Raw genomic sequence first — 22,671 nt, forward strand, 5'->3', positions numbered from 1 at the left:
TCAAAATTTAATGTCAATAACAAGTCCTAATTTAATACTAATGAAACGATTACTAGCTATAGAATTACAAAAAATATGGAAAAACAGAGCCAGTAAAGTCCTAACTTTATCTTATTTTGTTTTACTTTCTTTTATTGCATTAATAGCCTCTATAAAATTTGATTTAGGAATTTTTAAATTTCATCTTGCCGAAATGGGAATTTTTAACTTTCCTTTTATTTGGCATTTTAACACCTATGTTGCGGCAATTTTAAAACTTTTTCTAGCCATTGTTATTGTTTCGATGATGGCAAATGAATACAGTTATGGTACATTAAAACAAAATTTAATTGACGGAATGAGCAAGAAAGAATTTATACTTTCTAAATTTTTAACCGTTGTACTGTTTGCAGCAGTATCAACCGTTTTTGTATTTGTAATGTCTCTAATTTTAGGATTGTGTTTTTCATCGTACAATGAAATTAGTATTGTTTTTTCAGGACTTGAATATATTTTGGCTTATTTTATTAAACTAGTGGGGTTTTTCTCGTTCTGTTTATTTTTAGGAATTCTAGTAAAACGTTCGGCTTTTGCTTTGGGTTTTTTGATGGTTTGGAATATTTTAGAAGGAATTGCAAAAGGGATTTTATCATTTAAACTATTTCCAGAAGGCAATATAGCATCAAATATTTCACGATTTCTTCCTTTAGAAGCGATGTCTAATTTAATTGTAGAACCTATCACTAGATTATCTGCCATAGAAAGCATAGGAACACAAATGGGTATCGAAAACACAAAAGATTATGGTGTGCATTGGTACAGTATTCTGATTGTGATTACTTGGACCGTTATTTTTATGTTAATGTCTTATAAATTACTTGAAAAAAGAGATTTATAGTATCTTTGCGGATGCTATGATATTTTTTAGGTCTATTTTTTTTATTTTAATTTTTGGTTGCCTTCCAAATACTACTTTTGGTCAGTACATTAGTGTATCTGATAACTTTATAGCACAAGAACTTGTAGAAAACAAGTTAATTAATAGTCCTTGTGCAAACGTATCAAATTTTTCCGTTAGTGGTGGTAATTTTGGTAGTCAGCAAAGTTTTGGTTATTTTACAGCTAACGGCAGTAGTTTTCCATTTGACAATGGAGTAGTTTTAAGTACTGGAAAAGCTGTTTCTTCATCTGGACCAAATAGTTCTATTTTAAGCGATGGAGACACGTCATGGCTTGGCGATGACGATTTAGAAAATGCTCTAGGCGTTAACAACTCTATTAATGCAACAGTTTTAGAATTTGATTTTGTTCCGTTATCTAACAAAATTAGTTTTGATTATATATTTTCTTCCGAGCAATATTTATTGAATCCCAGGTCTAGTCAATGCGATTTTACAGATGGTTTTGCTTTTTTACTAAAAGAGGTGGGTAGCACAAATGCCTATCAAAATTTAGCTTTAATCCCAAATACCACTATTCCTGTTCGCGTAAATACGGTAAGAGGACCTGGCACCATTTGTCCTGAAGCCAATGAAACTTTTTTTGGAGGATTTAATGATACCGAACATCCAACAAATTTTAATGGGCAAACTAAAATAATGCAAGCTCAAGCAAATGTTACATCTGGTAAGCTGTATCATATTAAATTAGTAGTTGCTGATCAAGGGAATAATTTGTACGACTCGGCTATATTTTTAGGTGGTGGTAGTTTTAAATTTGAAAAGGACTTGGGGCCAGATCAATTAATTGCTACAAATAATCCAGTTTGTCAAAACAATACATTTCCTTTAGATGCTACAGAATCTGGGACTAACTCCTACAAATGGTTTAAAAACAATATCGATACTGGTATTACTTCTCCAACCTATACAGTTACTGATGAAGGAATTTATAGAGTTGAAGTATCATTAGGAGCAACCATTTGCAAATCGATTGGTGAAATTACGATAGAATATTCGCCTCTTCCTGTTTTAACAAATACCATAATTGTACAATGTGACGATAACAAAGACGGATTAGGGTTATTCAACTTAAGCAAAGCGGACAAAATCATAACTAATAATGACAGTAGTCTTTCTACTATTGTTTATTATGAACAAATAACTGATGCCCAAAATCAAGATGTATCAAAAGCCATTTCAAATCCAAATGCTTATGAAAGTACTTCTAAAACTATTTATGCAAGTGTAAAAAATACATTCGGTTGTGCTAACGTAGCGACTATCGATTTAAAACTTTCGAACAATACCGTTCCAAAATCTAGAGATTTAGAAAGTTGCGATTTAGATGGTAAAGTTGATGGTTTTTATGGATTTGATTTAAGCATTGCCACTCCTATTATTTTAGCAGGGTTGCCTTCAGGACTAGTTGTTGAGTATTATGAAACTTTAAATGATGCGCTATTGCAAATTAATGTTTTACCAAACACGTTTAGAAATACAGTTCGATACCAAATGAGAATCTATGCTCGAATTCTAAATGGTGCTGATTGTTATGGCATTATTCCTTTGGATTTATTTGTAAATTCTTTCGAAGATTTACCCGATGAAAATATAGTATTATGTGAAAAAACTTCTAAAAAATTAGAAGTAGACAGAAAATATATTTGGTTTGATTGGAATAACGGTAGTAAAGATTTTTTTACAGAAGTTAGTATCCCTGGAACATATATGGTTACCATTACAGATAAAAACACTTGTGTTGCCACTAAAAAATTTACAGTAGAAGGTTCCGGAAAAGCAACTATTACAAATGTAAATACGAATGATTTTCAAGAAAGTAATTCAGCTATAATAGAGTATTTAGGTTCTGGGGATTACGAATTTTCAATAGACGGGATAATTTTTAAAGACAGTCCTATTTTTGAAAATCTTGCGCCAGGGATATTTACGGCTTGGGTTAAAGACAAAAATGGTTGTGGAATAACTTCTAAAAAATTTTATGTTCTGAATTATCCAAGATATTTCACTCCAAACGGAGATGGAATTAATGACAGTTGGTTTATAAAAAATATAAATGTTTTTCCAAATTCAGAGATTAGCATTTATGACAGATACGGCAAATTTCTTTACCAATTTATTGGTACAAATAAAGGTTGGGATGGCAAATTTAATTCGGTAGATTTACCATCAACTGATTATTGGTTTGTTATAAATATTGGTATTATTAAAATAATTAAGGGACATTTTACATTAAAAAGGTAATATAAGTCATTAAAGTATTAATTTTATACCATGAAAAAAAATATCCTACTATTTTTTATTTTACTAACCACCGCTACATTTGCTCAATTTAGCAAAACGCATTATATTCCGCCATTAGGGAGTTCGTCTGAGGGATCTTCAATAGCTGAAGAACAGTACTTATATATTTCTACTCCTAGTACAAATTCCGTTAACTTTAAAGTAACTCAATTAGGAGGTATACTTTTTGAAGGAACAGTTTCAAAAAGCACACCTTATATTTATAAAATTGGCAGTGGTACAAATACTAAATTAATTGTTGATAAAAGTTTAGTTAATAAAATACTATCAAACAAAGGATATACAATTGAAGCTGATGACTTAATTTATGTAACGGCACGTATAATTGCTGGTAATAGCAACCAATCTGGGGCGCTTGTATCTAAAGGATTAGCAGCCTTGGGAAAAGAATTTAGAATTGGTGCCTTATTAAATACTGAGGCAAATCCGTATACAGCAAATCACTATACTTTTGTAGCCGTGCTTGCAACCGAAAACAATACTACCATAAAGTTTTCAGATATTAAGCTAGGGGTTTCATTAATAAATAATGCTGCAGTTGGTAATACTCCGTCGCCAATACTTCTTAATCGAGGGGAAAGCTTTGTAATGGCTGTTGAAGGTCCAGAGGAAAAAAATCGAGATGGCTTGATTGGTGCATTAGTATCTTCCGATAAACCAATAGCCTTAAATTGCGGCTCTTTTGCAGGCTCTAATGCTAAACAAAATTTAGATCTTGGATTTGACCAAATTGTTTCTGCTGAAAGAACTGGAAAAGAATACATTTTTATAAAGAGTACAGGACAGCCAGAAGCTGAAAGAGTATTATTAGTTGCAAATGAGGATAACACTGAAATTTTCTTGAACGGAAATTCAACTGCAAGTTACACCTTAAAAGCAGGTGACTATGTTGCATTAAATGGAAATGACTTTAGTTCACGTGGTAATTTGTATGTACGGTCATCAAAAAATGTATTTGCCTATCAAACCGTTGGTGATAAAAGTGATAATCCAAATACGCTTTATGCCAATCAAGAATTGTTTTTTGTTCCTCCATTAAGTTGTGAAACACCTCATATCATTGACAATATTCCATTTATAGAAAAAATAGGCGCACGAATATATAACGGTCGTGTTACATTAATAACACAAACAGGCTCTAGTTTAAATTTTGAAGTTAATGGAACTCCTTATACCATTTCTTCTCTTACTAATTTACCTGGAATCTCTATTTCTGGTCCCACTGCTGTTACTGGAAATACCAATTACACCACCTATGTTATTACTGGTTTAACCGGAAACATTAGTGCTTTCTCTTCTGGGCAATTGTATTTAGCAGCTTATGGAACAAGTGATGCGGCTACTTTTGGCGGATTTTATTCAGGGTTTACTTTTAAGCCAGAAGTAAGTTTTAGTCTATTGAATGCAACAGATGAAGATTGTATTCCAAACAAATTACTGACAGTAAACACTTTAACAGCTTTTGATGTTTTTCAGTGGTACTATAATGATTTACCAATTTCTGGAGCTATACAAAGTAAATATACCCCAACAAAACCAGGTTATTATTTTGTAAAAGCAACTATTTCAGATTGTGGAACAAGATTAAATTCAGATAAAATACCTGTTAGTTCATGCCCAACAAATTTAGATAATGATTTAGTAAATGACAATTTAGATGTAGATGTTGATAATGATGGAATAACAAATTGTAATGAATCATTAGGTAATAAAAATATTGATCTTACCGATACTAGTGCTTTAAATATAAGCACAACTGGAACCCTACCGTCATCAATTCCATTTTTAGGAACTATTTCAGGTGAATTTATTACAGAAACTTCTACCGAAAAGAACAGTTCCGTTTCCTTTAAAAATACATTTTTGGCTCCAACAAATATATTGTTAGAATATGTGAATTTTGCGAACAAAACTGATTTATTAAATGACAACGGCGAATTTATTATTAACTCCGATTTGGACAAAACCATAACTGTCATAAATCCGTCAGACCAATTACTAATTGACACCAATTATGATGGTATTTATGAAAGTGGTGTAACTCAATTTTCATCCTTCGAAATTCGATTCCGTTTAAACAGTTCGACTCCTTTAGCAGTAGGTTCTGGTGATTTTAAATTTCAATCGTTTCAAACAAAATCGATATCCTTTACTCATAAAAATCTATCTGAACTCTCCGCAAATAGAGCAACTTTTAAATTAACAGAAACATGTGTAGCTAAAGATTCTGATTCAGATGGAGTTCCTGATTTTATGGATTTAGATAGTGATAATGACGGAATTCCTGATGCTGTAGAAATACAAGGTAAAAACTTTATTACACCTTCTAAAATTGACCTAAATCTAGATGGATTAGATGACACTTTTTTAAAAGGTTTAATTCCAACTGACATTGATAAAGATGGTGTTCCTGATTATTTAGATTTGGATAGTGATAACGATGGAATTCATGATTTAACCGAATCTGGAAGTAATATCACAGACACTAATTTAGATGGTGTTATAGACAACAGTTTCAATTCTTTTGGAGCAAACGGTCTATTCAATTCGATTGAAACTTTTACCGATTCTGGAATTCTAAACTACACAATAGCTAACTCCGACAGTGATAAAACTAAAAACTACTTAGATTTAGATAGTGATAATGATGGTTGTCTAGACACTATAGAAGCTGGTAATTTAGATGGTGACGGTGATGGATTATTGGGTGATACTACTCCTACTGTAAACACTAATGGAGTTGTTACCAACGCTCAAGGATATGCTGTACTTCCAAATCTAAACTACATAACATTTGCAACAATTACTATAAATAAACAACCAATTATTGTTCCTACTTGTGAACTACAAAATGCAACCGCAATAATAGAAACTTCTCCAATTGATAGTTATCAGTGGCAAATTTTAGAGTCTGGGAATTGGAATGATATAGTTGATGGTGGCTCGTATACTGGCTGTACAACAAAATCTTTAAAAATTTTGGCCATTACAGCTGCAATGAAGGGTTTTAAGTATAGAGTCAAATTACTGGAAAATGTCAATTCTTGTGTCCTAATTTCTGATGAAGTAGAATTAATTGTATTTGATTTGCCAATAGTAAATTCTCCAATTTCATTGAAACAGTGTGATGACGATGCACTTTCTGATGGATTTTCATATATTAATTTAACTCAAAATGAAAATTTTATTTCTTCCAATTATAAAAATGAAGTATTTACCTATTTTAAATCTCCAATAGCGGCACTAAATGGAGATACAAGTTTGCAAATTACAAATCCATTACAATATTTAAGTGAAACCAAATCTGTTTGGACAAGGGTACAAGATAAAAATCAATGTTTTAGAGTTGCAAGAGTTGACGCTGTAGTTACAGCAACTCAAATTCCTTCAACTTTTTTGAAAGAGTTTTACGAATGTGATGATTTTCTGGATGTAAACGGAAACAATACTGCAAACAATAGCAATACAGACGGAGTAACATCTTTTAATTTTAGTAGCGTTGCCTCTGATATAAATGCAATACTACCTAGTACTTCAAATTATACAATCAAATATTTTAAAAACTTAAGTGACGCTAGTGCTGAGACTGATATTAATGGAAACTCCTTAGAAATATCGCAAAATCCTTTAGATCCAATTAGTATTTATAACTACAGAAATATTGGGTATTCCAACTTACAAGAAATTTGGATTCGAGTAGACAGCACTATTGATAATGATTGTTTTGCTCTTGGGCCTTATATAAAATTACATGTAGAATCGATTCCAGTAATAAATGCTTTAACTCCCGATAATATCATTAGGCGTTGTGCAGATAGACAAGGGAATTTTTCTTTTGATACTTCTGATGTTCAATCTACTATTATAAAAGGGCAAACAAATGTTTTTTTAATCTATACTGATGAAAAAGGCAATCCGCTAAGCAGTCCTTTACCCAATCCTCTTGTTGTAAAAGGAACAAAAACGATTACTGTAAAAGCATTTAGTACTATATCTAAAGATCCTGACGGACCATGTGCTGCCGAAAAAACAATTCAATTTGTTGCAGATGTTTTGCCAGAAGCTTTTCCTATACCTGCCAATCAATTAGAAATATGTGATGACGAGCCAAATCCTAAAAATCAAGATGGAATTCTTCCTTTTGACACTTCAACCTTTGAACCCACAATTCTTAAAAATCAAACACAAATTAAAGTAGAATATACTGATGCTTTAGGAAATTTATTACCAAGTCCATTACCTAACCCGTTTACAACCAGCTCTCAAAACATCAAAGTAAAAGTTATAAGTACGATAAATTCAAGTTGTATTGCGCAACGAGTTTTACGATTTGTTGTAGAACCCCTACCAATAATCGGTTTAAATGAAGATGGTTTGTACACTGCAATGGTTTGTAATAATCTACCTAACTTTAAAGTAGCTATAGAATCTGGTATACTTAATAACGTACCAACAACAAATTTTAAATACAAATGGTATAGAAATGGTATAGAAATTCCGAATGAAACTTCTAGCACATTGCAAACAAATTTTCCAGGAACTTATACTGTTGATGTAAGTAATAGCTTGGGCTGTTTTAGAACAAGAACAATAAATGTAATATCATCAGATATAGCAACTATTAAGAAAATTAACATTACCGATTTATTAGACACCAATACAATTGAAATTATTGCAGAAGGTATCGGTAATTATGAATATAGTATCGACTTAAAAAAAGGTTTTCAAGTTTCTCCAATATTTGTTGATGCTCCATCAGGAATTCTCCAAGTATATGTAAAGGATATTAATGGCTGTGGAATTGTTGGCCCGATAGATATTTCTGTTTTAGGAATTCCAAAATTTTTCACACCTAACAATGATGGATCTAATGACACTTGGAATGTAAAAGGAGTAAGTGACAATTTTAATACAAAAACACGAATTGAAATTTTTGACCGTAGTGGAAAATTATTAAAACAACTAAATGCTATTGATAAAGGTTGGGACGGAATTTATAACGGAGAAATGCTTCCGTCCGACGATTATTGGTATGTAGTTACTTTTGAAAATAATAAAATTGTTAAAGGCCATTTCAGTCTTAAAAGATAAAAAAATTAGAATACAATATATAAATTATGACAAATTTTAAAATACCTTTTTTAGTTCTTATACTCGTTTTTTCTTCTAAAATCATTTCGCAAAATGATTGTTCAAAAGCCATAGTTGTTTGCGGAAATAGCGGATTCGAGGGTTTAACAGCCTCTGGAATTGGAAAACAAGAAATATCAGGAGCCAACAGTTGTGATGGTGATGAAAATAATAGTATCTGGCTAAGGCTTTCTATAAAAACAGCTGGAACATTAGGATTTACACTTATTCCTGAAAGTACTGATATAAATGAAGACTTCGATTTTTTTATTTTTGGTCCAAAGGTAACATGTGGAGCGATTGGTCAGGCCATAAGATGCTCAACTACAAATCCTGAATCTATCAATCAACCCAATAATTACACAGGAATGAATGCTACCTCAAATGATATTTCTGAAGGCCCTGGTCCCGATGGAAATAGCTTTGTAAAATGGCTAACCGTAGCTGCAGGAGATTCTTATTTTTTGGTTATTGATAGGCCTAGTGGCTCAAGCAATTTTAAACTACAATGGAGCGGCACTGCTACTTTTGATACACCCCCAACTTTTGATATGCCAACTGGGGTGTCTCTTGACATTAAACAATGTGATACAGATGGATTTCAAGATTTTATTAGTGATTTTAATTTAAAACAAAATGAAGCTTTAATAATTGGAACACAAAGCAACGTTCTTATTAGTTATCATACCTCTCAGAATGATGCTCTTACAAATGTAAAGGAAATAAAAAACGCAACAAGTTTTAAAAACACCTCTAATCCACAGACTATTTATGTTAGAATTGAAAATACAATAACTGGTTGCTTTAATACTTCTTCATTTATTATTGAAGTGAATGACTCCGTTAATTTACCTAAAAACGAAGCCTCTATTTGTGACGACATCACTGATGGAAATGACACGAACGGTTTATCAACTTTTGATTTGACTAAAGTTACTGCCACCATATTTGACAATCAAGACACGACAGCATTTACTATAAAATACTATTTAAGTAAAAGTGATGCTAATTTAAATTTGAATGAATTACCACAATTTTTTTCAAATACGAAGCCCAATAAACAACCAATATTTATTAAAGTATTTGATGGAACCTGTTCAGGTACTAAAGAAATAAATCTAATAGTAATTCCTGTACCCACTAAAATTAAAGCAAGTGGTTCTCAATGTGACTTTGGTTTAAATCCTGATGGACTATCATTGTTCGACTTGAATGATTACAATAGCGCTTTTGCAGGTTCTGATCCTAATTTATCCGTTACCTATTTTAAAAATAAAACCCAAGAACAAAACAATACCCCTTTAGTTAACATTTTTAACAATACTTCAAATCCTGAAACTATTATAGGCAGAATTACAAATGCAGTAACTGGGTGTTATAGTTTAAGTGACTTAACTTTAAATGTAAATCTAGCTCCAAGTCAAAATATTAAACCATTAGATCAATGCGATATTTTAAATCAAGAAAATGGTTTTGCAACATTTAATCTTGATGATGCCACCTTAGTTGTAACTCCAACTCAAATTAAATCATTCTATTCAACCCAAAGCGATGCATTATTAAAACAAAATAACATTCCTAATCCAACAAATTATACCATCCCATTCGCTTATAACTCATCTGTTTTTATTAGAATTGACGATGCGGGAAATTGCACCAGCGTTAGCGAAGTACAATTAATAGTAAATAAACTACCAAAAATAGAAACCTTAAGCGATGAAAAAAATATAGTTTGTTCTAATATACCTAATAGATTTATAACCATCAATGCTGGAAAATTAGAAACTAGTTCAGCCAATTTCAATTATACGTGGTATCGAGATGGAATAGATATAAAACAATCAACTTATGCTATAAAAGTTAACCGTGAAGGAACTTATACTGTTGATGTTGCTAATCGCTTTGGATGTTTTAAAACTAGAACTATAACAGTAACTTCCTCAGAAATAGCAAGTATTACAGATGTAAAAGTTTCAGACTTTACCGAATCGAATACTGTTGAAGTACTCTTAAAAGAAGATTTAAAAGGAGATTATGTCTTTAGTCTTTATAAAAGTGATGATTTTCAAACATCTAACATATTTACGGACGTGCCCGCAGGAGTTTATGAATTATATGTAAAAGATTTAAATGGCTGTGGGGTTTTTGGCCCAAAAATCATTTCAGTACTCGGTGCACCAAAATTTTTTACTCCAAATAACGATGGCGTCAATGACCTTTGGTATTTAAAAGGAGTTGGTTCTAATTTTAGCAGAAAATCATTTATTCAAATCTTTAATCGAGAGGGAAAACTTTTATATGAAATGAATGCAAGAGATAAAGGTTGGGACGGAACTTACAATAGTAATCCTTCGCCTTCTGATGATTATTGGTATGTCATCACTCTAGAAAATAATAAAACCATAAAAGGACATTTTTCATTAAAGCGATAAAACTTTAAATTATGAAAAAAACGATACTGTTTATTTTTATTTTTATTTCTTTAAGCCTTCATGCTCAAATAGAACGTATTGACCCTCCGAATTGGTGGGTTGGAATGAAAACCAATCAAATTACACTATTAGTATATGGTAAAGCAATTCAAGATTTAGAACCAACAATAAATTACTCTGGAGTAAAAGTTGTAAAAACAGAGAAAGTTGAAAACCCTAATTATTTATTTGTTACTATTGATATCGATTCAAACACAATTCCTGGTAATGCTAAAATTGAGTTTAAGAAAAACGGAAGAATAAAAATCACAAAGAATTTTCCTATATTAAACAGAGAAAAAAATAGTGCCAACCGAATTGGGTTTTCCACAAAAGATGCTATTTTACTAATTGTCCCAGATCGATTTGCAAATGGAAATCCAAAAAATGACAATACACCAAAATGTTTAGAAAAATCAAATCGAAACTATGAAAGTGGCAGACACGGTGGCGACATAAAAGGTATTATAAATCATTTAGATTATATACACTCTTTAGGATACACTCAAATTTGGAATACGCCACTTGTAGAAAACAATATGCCAAATTATTCTTACCACGGGTATGCTGCCACCGATTTTTATAAAATTGATGAAAGGTTTGGAACAAATGAAGAATTTAAAACTTTAGTTTCAGAAGCCAAAAAAAGAAATATAGGTTTAATTTGGGATGTTGTACTCAATCATTGTGGCTCTGAATATTACTTTATAAAAGACGTTCCTACAAAAGATTGGATGAATTTTCAAGACAGCAAGAAAAGAACAAACCATCTAAAATCAACTTTGTTAGATCCTTATGCAACAGTTCAAGATAGAGAAATGTATACAGATGGTTGGTTTGACGTACACATGCCAGACCTTAACCAAAAAAATCCATTAGTAGCCAGTTATTTAACTCAAAACACCCTATGGTGGATTGAATATGCCAATCTTTCGGGATTTAGAGAAGATACTTTTTCATATGCTGACAAAGACTTTTTGGCAAATTGGACTAAAACTATTATGGACGAATATCCGAACTTTAACATAGTGGGAGAAGAAATGACTAACGTCACTGAATTATCGGCCTATTGGCAAAAAGATAAAATTAACGCAGATGGCTATAAATGCTTTTTACCAACTTTAATGGATTTTTCTTTAACAGATAACCTTGTGAAATCATTATCTACAAACAACGATTGGGAATCTACTTGGAAAGAATTCTATAAAGGCATGGGACAAGATTATCACTATCCAAATCCAAACAATTTATTGATTTTTCCTGATAATCATGATATGGATCGGTTTTATTCTAGAGTTAAAAACGATTTTGAGAGCTGGAAATTGGGGATGACTTTATATACTACTATGCGGGGGATTCCTCAGTTCTATTATGGGACAGAATTATTATTTACCAACGAAAAAGCAGGAAATGACGGTCAGAGACGAGCTGATTTATATGGCGGTTGGGAAGGTGATACTAAAAATGCTATTACCGGAAAAGGTCTTGATGCAAAAGAACTAGAAGCTCAAAAATACCTGAGTAAACTATTAAATTGGAGAAAAACTGCAACAGTAATTCACAACGGAAAATTTATTCATTTTGCTCCAGAAAAAAATGATGTTTATGTCTATTTTAGATACAATGAAAATCAAAAAGTGATGGTTATTTTGAATAAAAATAAAGAAAAAGTACTTCTTGATATGAATACATATTATAAAATGATTCCTGAAACATTTACTGCAAAAGACATTATTAATAATCGAGAAATTAGGATAGAAAAAACTTTAGAAGTAGCTCCAAGAAGTGCTTTAATACTAGAGATAAAAAACTAAAAAAGTATCCATTTTAATGAAAACGAAAATAGCAATAGTTACATTACTACTGTTTTCTATAGCAACTTTAGGGCAAGAAGTAAAAGTAACTTCTGGTAAAGTTGTACGATTTGCTAACTTTAAATCAAAATTTGTTGATGCAAGAAATATAGATGTTTGGTTACCAAAAGCATATTCTACCACTGAAAAATATGCGGTGCTCTATATGCACGATGGACAAATGCTATTTGACGCCGAAAGTTCATGGAACAAACAAGCTTGGGAAGTAGATGAAGTTGCAGGAAAATTAATTATCGAAGAAAAAACTAAAAATTTTATAGTTGTAGGAATCTGGAACAATGGTTTAAAAAGGCATCCTGAATATTTTCCTCAAAAGCCTTATATAACTTTTGATGCGACACAAAAGAAATTCATTTCAGAAAGTTTAAAACAAAGAAAGAAAATTGACACTGAAGAATTTAAAGTAATTTCAGATAATTACTTAAAATTTATAGTCAAAGAATTAAAGCCTTTTGTTGATAAAAATTTTAATACCTATTCCAATCAATCGAATACTTTTATTGCAGGATCTAGTATGGGTGGATTAATTTCGCTTTATGCAATTTGCGAATATCCAAAAATATTTGGTGGTGCTGCATGTCTTTCTACTCATTGGACAGGGATTTATCAAAACGAAAATAACCCTATTCCTGATGCTATAATGCATTACCTTAACAAACATTTACCAAAACCTAAAAATCATAAAATATACTTTGATTATGGCAATCAAACTTTAGATAGCTTATACAAACCTTCACAAGAAAAAGTCAATAAAATAATGATTTCTAAAGGATATTCAGATAAGTCATGGAATACAATTTTCTTTCCGGGCAAAGACCATTCGGAGAAATCATGGCATGACCGATTGAATATTCCATTAGAGTTTTTATTATCAAAATAAAATCAATAATTCATCAAAAATAAAAAACCATGAACTTTCGCTCATGGTTTTCATATATGATAAAAATGTTTTATCCTAAAATTTGAGCCGTATGAGCTTTGGTTTTTACATCTGAGATCACCTCTTCTATAATTCCGTTTTCGTCTATTATAAATGTAGTTCTATTTATTCCATCATATTCTTTGCCCATAAACTTTTTAGGACCCCAAACTCCAAAGGCTTCAATTACTGATTTATCTTCATCTGCAAGTAAAGGAAAAGGGAAATCGTATTTGTTTTTGAAATTGGATTGTGCTTTGGCATTATCGGCACTTACTCCAAGTAAAGCATAATTATTTGTAGTAAATCTTTCGAAATTATCCCTTAGATCACAAGCCTCAGCAGTACAGCCAGGCGTATTTGCCTTTGGATAAAAGAAAACCACTAATTTTTTTCCCCTATAATCTTCTAGTTTGTGTGAATTTCCGTCTTGATCAATTCCTGAAAAATTTGGTGCCTTATCTCCTTTTTTAAGTGTTATCATTATTTGTATTTTTGAATTATTAAATTTCTTATAAATGGTATTGATTTTTTGCAATTGACAATTCAATTGACTTATTTTTACATATCAAAATTAAACTAAAATGACCAAACAAGAGCGTGTAACGTTTGTTATAAATACGTTAAAAGAATTATATCCTACTATTCCTATTCCGCTAGACCATAACGATCCGTATACTTTATTGATTGCTGTATTGTTATCTGCACAATGTACAGACGTTCGTGTAAATAAAATCACTCCATTGCTTTTTGCCAAAGCAGATAATCCGTATGATATGGTAAAAATGAGTATTGAAGAAATCAAGGAAATTATTCGTCCCTGCGGATTGTCACCAATGAAATCAAAAGGCATACATGGTCTGTCGGAAATTCTTATTGAAAAATATGATGGAAAAGTACCTCAAAGTTTCGAAGCTTTAGAATCTTTACCAGCTGTTGGTCATAAAACAGCAAGTGTTGTCATGTCACAAGCTTTTGGAGTTCCTGCATTTCCTGTTGACACTCATATTCATCGATTGATGTACCGTTGGAATTTAACTAATGGAAAAAATGTTGTTCAGACCGAAAAAGATGCTAAACGAATTTTCCCTGAATCAATTTGGAATGATTTGCATTTGCAAATTATTTGGTATGGCAGAGAATATTCTCCAGCTAGAGGTTGGGATATAGAAAAAGACATTATTACTAAAACGATAGGAAGAAAAAATGTTTTAGAGGAGTATATAAAAAAAACATCTCGATAACAACCGAGACGTTTTTCTAATTAGCTATCGTTTCGATATTCATTTTACCTACTTTAATAATTCGTAGTGCTTTAGAATAGTTTAATAAAAAAGATACAGTTTCTTTTTTAGGTTTCATTGAAGGGATAACTAATGCTTTTTTAGAGTAAATTTTTGCCATATTGTAGTTTGTTTGTTAGTACTACAACGTGGTATTGCTTTAAATATTGTTAAGTTGTTAAAATAATTTGATGTTTATCTATTACCTTTCTTAAATTCATCAGTGCGTATCGCATTCTGCCTAAGGCAGTGTTAATGCTAACTCCTGTCAATTCAGAGATTTCCTTAAAACTTAGATCTTGATAGATACGCATAACCAATACCTCTTTTTGATCTTCGGGTAACTCTTCAATAATTTTCTTTAAATCCTCTTGCACTTGATCTGAAATGATTTGATTCTCAATAGTCATAGAGTGATCGGTCATTATTGAGAAAATTGAGAACTCCTCGGTTTCTCTATACATTGGCATTTTTTTATTTCTTCTAAAATGATCAATGATTAAATTATGCGCAATTCGCATGACCCAAGGTAAAAATTTACCTTCTTCGTTGTAGGAATTGGATTTTAAAGTTTTTATTACTTTAACAAAAGTATCTTGAAAAATATCGTCCGAAATATCTCTATCTGAAATTTTAGAATAAATAAATCCGTATATTTTTGATTGGTGCGTATTTATAAGTATTGACAAAGCATTTTCATCGCCATCAATATAATTTTTTACCAATAATGCATCTGGGGTTTGTACATTAGCCATAAAATTACCTTTTAGTTTTTATTAAAATTTGGAGAAAATTCTCTAAAAAGTAGTTTTTTGTATAGGCTTGATGTTAAAGTTTAAAATGAATTTAAATCAAATATAATATAATTCTTGGATAAGAAACAAGTTTTAACTAAAATTTTAACAGTTGCCGCACAATAAAAAAATATTATCTAGGAAATAAACCAAATAGAGTGCTGAGCAAAAAAAAACAGATTACTATAAATTTTTATATCTTTTTTAAATAAATTAAATGGTGACTTTAAATATATTTCATTCATTTAGTACACCAAAGTTTGAATAGCATGAGGTTGAATTTCAATTTCAGTAGCAACCATTCCAATACTAAGATAGTATTTTACTTTTTTATTTTCTTGATTTATTACAATCGTAACTATTTTTCCATCCGGATTTAGAAATGAAGTAGTTAACAATATACTTCTACTTGCTAAACTACTAATTCTTTTGGCTCCTTTTTGAATGAATTTAGAAAAATGACCAATAAAATAATAAGAAGGTGTATAAATAAGTTCATCTTTACTTAAATCTGCGTGAATGGGTGAAAAACAAAAATTTTGAACATGATTTGGACCGCCGTTTTGATCTAAAAGAATATTCCAATCGGTCCAACCTACTGTTCCATTATTAAAATCGTTAATCATAGATTTTCCATATCGTTCTCCGTTTGCCCAAAGTTGGTATTTTTTCGAATCAAATTTTTCGTTACACCCTTCGGTAAAAAGTAAATTTTTGTTTGGATACATTTCTTTGACTGCACCAACATTTTCAAACTTTGGCAATCCGCCAGTCCAAGTTTCATACCAATGAAAACCAATTCCCCAAACATATTTATTGGCTTCTGGATCATCAAGAATGGTGGTTACTCTTTGTGTGATTAAATCTCTATTGTGATCCCAAATAATTATTTTTTTATTTCCTAGACCTGCTTTTTTAAGTGTAGGTCCTAAGAAATTTTTTAGAAAATCACGTTCTTCTTCAGCGGTATAAATGCAGGATTCCCATCGCTGTTTCGCCATAGGCTCATTTTGTATTGTTAATCCCCAAACAGTAATTCCTTCTTTTTGGAGTTCATTTATATATTTTACATAATAATTAGCCCAAGATTGATAATACTCTGGCAAAAGTTTTCCGCCTTGAAGTACATTGTTATTGTCTTTCATAAAAGCGGGCGGAGACCATGGACTAATATATAAAGAAGCTCTTTTACCAATTATTTCCATTGCTTTTTTTAGTAACGGAAGTCTGTATTTTTTATCAATAGCAATTGAAAAAGATTGAAGATCTTTATCACCTTCTGTTATGTAAGCATAACTTTTTGAACTAAAATCACAGCTGTTCATATTTGTTCTAATAACCGAATACCCTATACCTTTATCAGAAGAAAAATAAGCATTTAAGAACTCTTCTTGCTTTTCTTTTGAAAGTTTTGCAAATACTTCTGCACTAGCGTCAGTAATAGCTCCCCCAATACCTAAAAATGTTTGAAATTGTTTATTAGGATTTACAAAAATACATATATCCGTTTCCAGTGGCTGATTGAACGCTTTAAATTTCAAATTTGAATTAGTTCTAGATAGTTTTAAACTAGTGCTATCAGCAGATGTAAATATTGTAACCGATTTGTTTTCTGTTGAAAATATACTTGGTAAAGATTCCTTTTTTTGTTGCGAAAAAACAATTGATACAACAAGTACCATCATTGGTATTATTACTACTCTCATAAAATTATACTATTTTCAATAGTTTTATTAGTCCACTTTTTATTTAATTAGAGGTGTGAGGAAACTTTTTTGAATATTTAAATAAGCTGAATAAAACAAACCCATCGCGTGAATCTTAGTTTTAAATTTCACGAAACGGGTAGATAAAACTGAACTAAATATATACTCTGAAGGGTAGTTACTATTTTTTTATAATCTTTAAATTTTGTATACCAAATGAATTTTTTACTTTTAAAAAGTAAATTCCTGACTTAAAAGCACTCATGTCTAAATCATGCGATGATTTCACTGTAGCTTCTGTTTGCTTTTTTCCCAAGACATCGGTCAAAGTGATTTCGTTTTGATCATCTAATAACCTTAAATACAATATGTTTTCTACAGGATTCGGAAAAAACGATTGCTTTAATTTAGAAGCAGTTTCTACTCCTAAAGAACAACTTTTGCCCACTTGATAAGAAAAATATTTAGTAACTGATTGTCCGCCTGCAAAAGCAAATTTAACACCATAACTAATGTTTGAACCAATGGTTTGACCAGAAATAGTTGAGGTAAAAATATTTCCTGTTACATTTGTCATCTGTACTTCTGAAAAAGGAGATTCTTTCCATAAAAATGCAACAACTCCTACTTTATTAGTATCTAAAAGTTCGAAAGTAATCTTAACATCTGTTCCTATGGTTTCGAAAGCATATTTATAACCTGTTGTAAACGAACCTTGACCAGGTAAAGCCTGAGTATCATTTCCTGTGCATTCTAACTTTAAAGAAGTTTTTGCATTTAGTACAATTGGACTATTTTCCGCTGGTTTTCCTGACAAGTCGCTAGCAGTTACTGTGAAAATATAATTGGTATTTTGAGATAAGTTAGGAATAATTACCGATTTTTGAACCCCAGCCGGACTATATATGGTTTGTAAACCATTTCCGTAATCTATAGTGTAAACCATATTTCCTGAATCGTCGTCTGCATTTAAAACTAATTCAACAGAAGAACCTGTAACTTGTCCTACAGTAGCTTTAAAATTAGTTGGTGCTTGAGTATCGATAGCCGTATTTTGATATATTCTTATATAATCGATTTCCATTGAAGCTTGAACAAAATTAGATGGAATAGTTCCCGCAAAACCGCCCATAGCAATGTTTAATAATATATATTGATCTTTATCAAATGGCCAAGTACTTGCATTTTTTACAGTAGGGTTGTAAGTGTAATAAACCACATCATCTAAAAGAAATGAAATTTGATTGGGTGACCAGTTCATGGAATAAATATGATAATTCTGAGCTATATCAGAGGCTTGAATTCCGCCTTTGTTAACGGTATTCCCATTTGAAGATGGAGTATGTATGGCTGAACCGATAAAATTTTTAGGTTTGTCTGGGAAAATTCCATGCTCCATAATATCAAGTTCGCCACAAGCTGGCCAACCTGTTGTTCCAAAATTTGAATCGAAAAATCCTCCGTCTTCATCTACATTTTTTCCTAATAACCATAGGGCAGGCCATGTACCCGAATCGTTTGGTGCTTTGGCTCTAATGTCTACACGACCGTAGGTAAAGGCAAATTTAGAGTTTAATCGTGCCGATGTATATTGCTTTGTTACAAATTGACCATCGGTAAAGCTTTCTTTTTTTGCAATAATGTTTAAATTTCCATTATCTACAAAAGAGTTGTCCAAACGATTGGTGTAATGTTGCACTTCGTTATTAAACCAACTTCCTCCCGCAGGTATTTGTGTTTGATGAAACCAATTGTTAGAATTGACTACACCGCTGTTATCGAATTCATCAGACCAAACTAAGTCTTTATAAACGATATCGACTTGTGCAAAACTGAATTGTCCTATTAATATAAATGCAAATAATAATTGTAATGTAGTGTTTTTTTTCATGATTTTTTTTTGTTCACAATGTTTCTCAAATGAACTTGATTAGTATTAATTTAATTAGTTGTAATTAGTATTTTAATTTTTCATTTTTATCCCAAATTCCCCAATAGGCTCCAACCTCTCCTTCGGCTCCTACTTTCCAAGATTCGTCAAAAGAAGAGAAATAGAAAATATCAATATTTTCTTTTTGAGACCAGAGTTGGGTGTTTATAAAATATTTTATAGCGTTTTCTGTAGATGGATGAGAGCCTTTAAAACTTTCGCCTTTGCTTGGCCATCCCGTTTCAGTGATAATTACTTTTTTTCCATTACCAGCATGCAAGGCTTGATGGTACATTTGATTCATGTGTCCTAATGAATATTCGAGATCGCAACCTTCCCAATACGGATAGCAATTGGTTAAAATAAGATCACAAGCTGCTGTTATTCTTGGTTTTATAGAAAACTCGTAATAGGCATCTACATAACCTACTGGTATAGTTTCAGGAATAGCGGCTTTTACTCTACTAATAAAATCTAAAAGTTCATCTTCTGATAAATCTTTACGATACATCACTTCATTACCTACAGCAGCAATATCAACAAAACCTTTATTAGCTAATTTTATTAATCCTTCAATCTCTCTTTCATTTATTTCTGGATCATCCCCTAGCCATGCTCCTACTAATGTTTTAATCCCATATTCTTTGGCAATAACTGGAATAAATTCGTTCCCTTCGGTACATGAAAACGAACGTACCCATTTGGTATAAGGCGCAATAATTTTCATTCTTCGTCGAACTTGTTCTTCAGTAATGATATCACCAGGCTGCTGACCGTCTTCATAAAGGCTAAAACAAAGCCCATGCATTCCTGTTTTTAACACTTGACCAAAAAGATCAATTAATTGCTCAGGAGATTGATTGGAATAATCAACACCGTTAAAATAATCTACTTGCTTAGTTTCATCAAAATTAATTTGATAAAGCGAATCTTCTTTTCTTCTAAATGACATTTGTTCTTATTTTAGTATCAAACTTTAGTTTTTCATTTTTATCCCAAATTCCCCATGCTGTTCCTACTTCGCCTTCCTGATTTATTTTCCAAGATTCATCAAAAGATGAAAAGTAGAAGAGCTCAATGTTTTTATTTTTAGCCCATTCTTGAACAGCAATAAAATAGTTCATAGCATTTACATTTGAAGGTTTTGCTGCTTCAACAGGTTCCCCAGTGCTCGGCCAGCCTGTTTCTGTAATGATTACTTTTTTTCCTTTAGCTACACCTTGGGTTAATTCAATCATTTGATCTAAATATGAGATAGCATATTGATTGTCTGCCCCCTCCCAGAAAGGATAACAGTTTGCTAAAATAACATCGCAAGCATCTACTAAAGCAGGTCGGTCAAGAAACTGATAGTAGGCATCTACATATCCAACAGGAATAGAAACAGGTAGCGCTTGTCTTACTCTTTTTATATATTGTAATAACTCTTGCTCTGCAATTTCTCCACGATGCAACACTTCATTTCCTATAGCGGCAATATTTACTAAACCTGCATTTGCTAAAGCAATAAGCGAATTAATTTCTCTTTCATTTCGTTCTTTATCATCACTAATCCATGCACCTACAACAGTTTTTAATCCTTTTAGACGAGCAATTTCTGGAATAAGTTCGTTTCCTTCTGAACAAGAAAAAGTTCTAATCCATTGTGTATAGGGACTAATGATATCAAGTCTTTTATTAATCTGACTTTCTGATAAAATATCACCTGCTTTTTGTCCTTCAACGTAAGGACTAAAACACAAACCGTGTAAACCGCTATTTAGAATTTCTGAAAACTGCTCTCTAATTTCAGTTTCACTTTTTGAACTTAAATCTATACCGCTAATGGAATTTATAGCACTTCCGTTTTTCCCTAATGATAGTAATTTTCCTGAAAGGTACGCTGAAGATTGTTTTTTGCCTTGTGCCTTTCTTTTGTCAATAAGATCTCTCACTTCTAATGCTTTTGCTTCATCAATGTCATAATCTTTCATTGCCCAAATAGCAGTTAAAGTGCCAAGTATCGGAATTCCTACAAAGAAAATTCTTAACCAAAACATGGTTTCGTCTGTTTGTGTAGCTGCATTCGATTGAAAACTAACCAAGGAAAGAATTATACCACTTAATAATCCTGCCACAGCAGTTCCAAATTTTACCATCCACCAATAAATAGCACCTAAACTTCCTTCTCTTCTTTTGCCCGTATTTAATTCATCTATATCAATTACATCTGACGTCATTGACATCATTAAGGTAAAAAGACTACCTATACCAAATGAAAAGAATGGGAGCGCAAAAAGAAACAAATAAGGTTTACCTGGTACAAAAAGTAAAAAAAGTAAAATATAGCCTATTATTGAAATACCTTGAGAAAGTAAAAATGCTTTCTTTTTCCCCATAACTTTGGACATTTTTGCAACAATAGGAATCACAACAATAGTGGTTATAATTGCTCCTACACATCCGAATAATGTTGGCCATAATCCAAACCCTTCTTCATTTCCTTTGAACAAGTAATATTTGATAATGAAGTAGGAAAAACCAGCTGTAGTTTGAAAAGCATTAAAAATTAAGAAAGTTGCAATACAAATTTTTCTGAAAGGCTTAATCTCTATTGAAGCTTTTAATCCTTCTTTAATTTCTCCAAAACTACCTAAAATTCCTTTAAAATCTATTGGACTATAATTTTCGTTTAATGTAGATTTACTTGGAATAAAAAATGCGGGAATAGCCGCTAAAATGGTGCAGCCAACAGCTACATACACAGACAAGGTTCTTACAGCTACATCACTAGAAGAAAACAACGATTTATCGGCCATTAACACCCAAAACCAAGGCGCAACAACCCAAGCTAACTGACCAATAAGTTGAGAGGTAGCCATAATGTTGGTCCGCTCGTGAAAATCATCACTCATTTCGTAGCCCATTGCTACGTAAGGAATACTGAATATGGTCAATCCAGAATAAAATATGAGTGAAATAACTAAAAAGTACCAAAAATTGTAAGTAACACCATTTTCAACATACAATTGCCACATTAATGCAAATGAAATTCCTAAAATAATGGCACCTGCTAATACATATTGTCTGCGTCTGCCCCATTTTGATTTTGTATTATCGCTTACATATCCCATAATAAGATCAAATAAAGCATCATAAAACTTTGGAATAAAATAGGTTAACCCAAGCAATAATCCGCTAAAGCCTAGTTTTTCTACTAATACAACTGTAAAAATACCAATCATTGCAGGGAACATTTGGTTGGCTAACATTCCTAATCCAAAGGCGATTTTTTGACCCATTGGAACTTTAAGATTCGGGGTTGTATTTTGATTTGACATAA

The 22,671-nt window shown here is 31.7% G+C and carries 14 protein-coding genes; 7 read left to right on the plus strand and 7 right to left on the minus strand.

From position 1 onward, the window contains the following. The first annotated feature begins 40 nt into the window (after positions 1-40). Genes F6464_RS12355 through F6464_RS12380 form a run of 6 tightly spaced genes read left to right on the plus strand, consistent with a single transcriptional unit; the run spans position 41 to position 13,597 of the window. The gene (locus tag F6464_RS12355) at positions 41-877 is read left to right on the plus strand and encodes an ABC transporter permease (RefSeq protein WP_151108252.1); all 837 of its coding nucleotides are present in this window, start codon (positions 41-43) and stop codon (positions 875-877) included. After that, positions 858-3,182, plus strand: coding sequence for a T9SS type B sorting domain-containing protein (locus F6464_RS12360; RefSeq protein WP_191963384.1), 2,325 nt, complete (start codon positions 858-860; stop codon positions 3,180-3,182). Before F6464_RS12355 ends, F6464_RS12360 begins: the two co-directional genes overlap by 20 nt. A gap of 30 nt (positions 3,183-3,212) precedes the next feature. After that, on the plus strand, positions 3,213-8,333 hold the full coding sequence (locus F6464_RS12365) for a T9SS type B sorting domain-containing protein (RefSeq protein WP_151108253.1): 5,121 nt from the start codon (positions 3,213-3,215) through the stop codon (positions 8,331-8,333). Positions 8,334-8,359: 26 nt separating this feature from the next. Further along, positions 8,360-10,804, plus strand: coding sequence for a T9SS type B sorting domain-containing protein (locus F6464_RS12370; protein WP_151108254.1), 2,445 nt, complete (start codon positions 8,360-8,362; stop codon positions 10,802-10,804). An 11-nt stretch (positions 10,805-10,815) separates the two neighbouring features. Then, a complete protein-coding gene (locus F6464_RS12375) occupies positions 10,816-12,657 on the plus strand; it encodes a glycoside hydrolase family 13 protein (protein WP_151108255.1) in 1,842 nt (613 codons plus the stop codon). Between the two features lie 16 nt (positions 12,658-12,673). Then, positions 12,674-13,597 (plus strand): alpha/beta hydrolase, encoded by a 924-nt coding sequence (locus tag F6464_RS12380; protein WP_151108256.1) that lies wholly within the window; start codon positions 12,674-12,676, stop codon positions 13,595-13,597. A 70-nt stretch (positions 13,598-13,667) separates the two neighbouring features. Here the strand turns inward: F6464_RS12380 and bcp are convergent, their stop codons facing one another. Then, positions 13,668-14,120, minus strand: a complete 453-nt coding sequence (bcp, locus tag F6464_RS12385) for a thioredoxin-dependent thiol peroxidase (protein ID WP_151108257.1) — start codon at positions 14,118-14,120, stop codon at positions 13,668-13,670. A 100-nt stretch (positions 14,121-14,220) separates the two neighbouring features. Here bcp and F6464_RS12390 point away from each other — a divergent pair, with 100 nt between their 5' ends. After that, positions 14,221-14,880 carry an endonuclease III domain-containing protein gene (locus tag F6464_RS12390; protein WP_151108258.1) on the plus strand — a complete coding sequence of 220 codons (660 nt, stop codon included), beginning with the start codon at positions 14,221-14,223 and terminating at the stop codon, positions 14,878-14,880. Between the two features lie 16 nt (positions 14,881-14,896). On the opposite strand, the gene F6464_RS14530 is transcribed toward F6464_RS12390, so the two are convergent. The 6 genes from F6464_RS14530 to F6464_RS12415 all read right to left on the minus strand — a co-directional run bounded on the left by F6464_RS14530 (position 14,897) and on the right by F6464_RS12415 (position 22,669). After that, entirely contained in the window at positions 14,897-15,040 is a 144-nt protein-coding gene (locus F6464_RS14530; protein ID WP_191963385.1) for a hypothetical protein, read from the minus strand. Positions 15,041-15,089: 49 nt separating this feature from the next. Beyond that, positions 15,090-15,674, minus strand: coding sequence for an RNA polymerase sigma factor (locus tag F6464_RS12395; protein ID WP_151108259.1), 585 nt, complete (start codon positions 15,672-15,674; stop codon positions 15,090-15,092). Positions 15,675-15,958: 284 nt separating this feature from the next. After that, a complete protein-coding gene (locus F6464_RS12400; RefSeq protein ID WP_151108260.1) occupies positions 15,959-17,419 on the minus strand; it encodes a glycoside hydrolase family 30 protein in 1,461 nt (486 codons plus the stop codon). Between the two features lie 181 nt (positions 17,420-17,600). Next, the gene (locus F6464_RS12405) at positions 17,601-19,310 is read right to left on the minus strand and encodes a family 16 glycosylhydrolase (protein ID WP_151108261.1); all 1,710 of its coding nucleotides are present in this window, start codon (positions 19,308-19,310) and stop codon (positions 17,601-17,603) included. Positions 19,311-19,374: 64 nt separating this feature from the next. Then, positions 19,375-20,301 carry a glycoside hydrolase family 17 protein gene (locus F6464_RS12410; RefSeq protein WP_151108262.1) on the minus strand — a complete coding sequence of 309 codons (927 nt, stop codon included), beginning with the start codon at positions 20,299-20,301 and terminating at the stop codon, positions 19,375-19,377. Then, complete coding sequence (locus tag F6464_RS12415) at positions 20,291-22,669, minus strand: MFS transporter (protein WP_225318077.1); 2,379 nt, start codon at positions 22,667-22,669, stop codon at positions 20,291-20,293. The genes F6464_RS12410 and F6464_RS12415 overlap by 11 nt, the downstream gene beginning before the upstream one ends. Positions 22,670-22,671 lie beyond the last annotated feature (2 nt).

This window comes from Flavobacterium luteum (assembly GCF_008806775.1).
In the GTDB taxonomy this organism is placed as follows: domain Bacteria; phylum Bacteroidota; class Bacteroidia; order Flavobacteriales; family Flavobacteriaceae; genus Flavobacterium; species Flavobacterium luteum.

Coding starts and splice junctions, on each gene's coding strand:
- F6464_RS12355 (WP_151108252.1), top strand. CDS start 41: ATGAAACGATTACTAGCTATAGAATTACAAAAAATATGGAAAAACAGA.
- F6464_RS12365 (WP_151108253.1), top strand. CDS start 3,213: ATGAAAAAAAATATCCTACTATTTTTTATTTTACTAACCACCGCTACA.
- F6464_RS12370 (WP_151108254.1), top strand. CDS start 8,360: ATGACAAATTTTAAAATACCTTTTTTAGTTCTTATACTCGTTTTTTCT.
- F6464_RS12375 (WP_151108255.1), top strand. CDS start 10,816: ATGAAAAAAACGATACTGTTTATTTTTATTTTTATTTCTTTAAGCCTT.
- F6464_RS12380 (WP_151108256.1), top strand. CDS start 12,674: ATGAAAACGAAAATAGCAATAGTTACATTACTACTGTTTTCTATAGCA.
- bcp (WP_151108257.1), bottom strand. CDS start 14,120: ATGATAACACTTAAAAAAGGAGATAAGGCACCAAATTTTTCAGGAATT.
- F6464_RS12390 (WP_151108258.1), top strand. CDS start 14,221: ATGACCAAACAAGAGCGTGTAACGTTTGTTATAAATACGTTAAAAGAA.
- F6464_RS14530 (WP_191963385.1), bottom strand. CDS start 15,040: ATGGCAAAAATTTACTCTAAAAAAGCATTAGTTATCCCTTCAATGAAA.
- F6464_RS12395 (WP_151108259.1), bottom strand. CDS start 15,674: ATGGCTAATGTACAAACCCCAGATGCATTATTGGTAAAAAATTATATT.
- F6464_RS12400 (WP_151108260.1), bottom strand. CDS start 17,419: ATGAGAGTAGTAATAATACCAATGATGGTACTTGTTGTATCAATTGTT.
- F6464_RS12405 (WP_151108261.1), bottom strand. CDS start 19,310: ATGAAAAAAAACACTACATTACAATTATTATTTGCATTTATATTAATA.
- F6464_RS12410 (WP_151108262.1), bottom strand. CDS start 20,301: ATGTCATTTAGAAGAAAAGAAGATTCGCTTTATCAAATTAATTTTGAT.
- F6464_RS12415 (WP_225318077.1), bottom strand. CDS start 22,669: ATGTCAAATCAAAATACAACCCCGAATCTTAAAGTTCCAATGGGTCAA.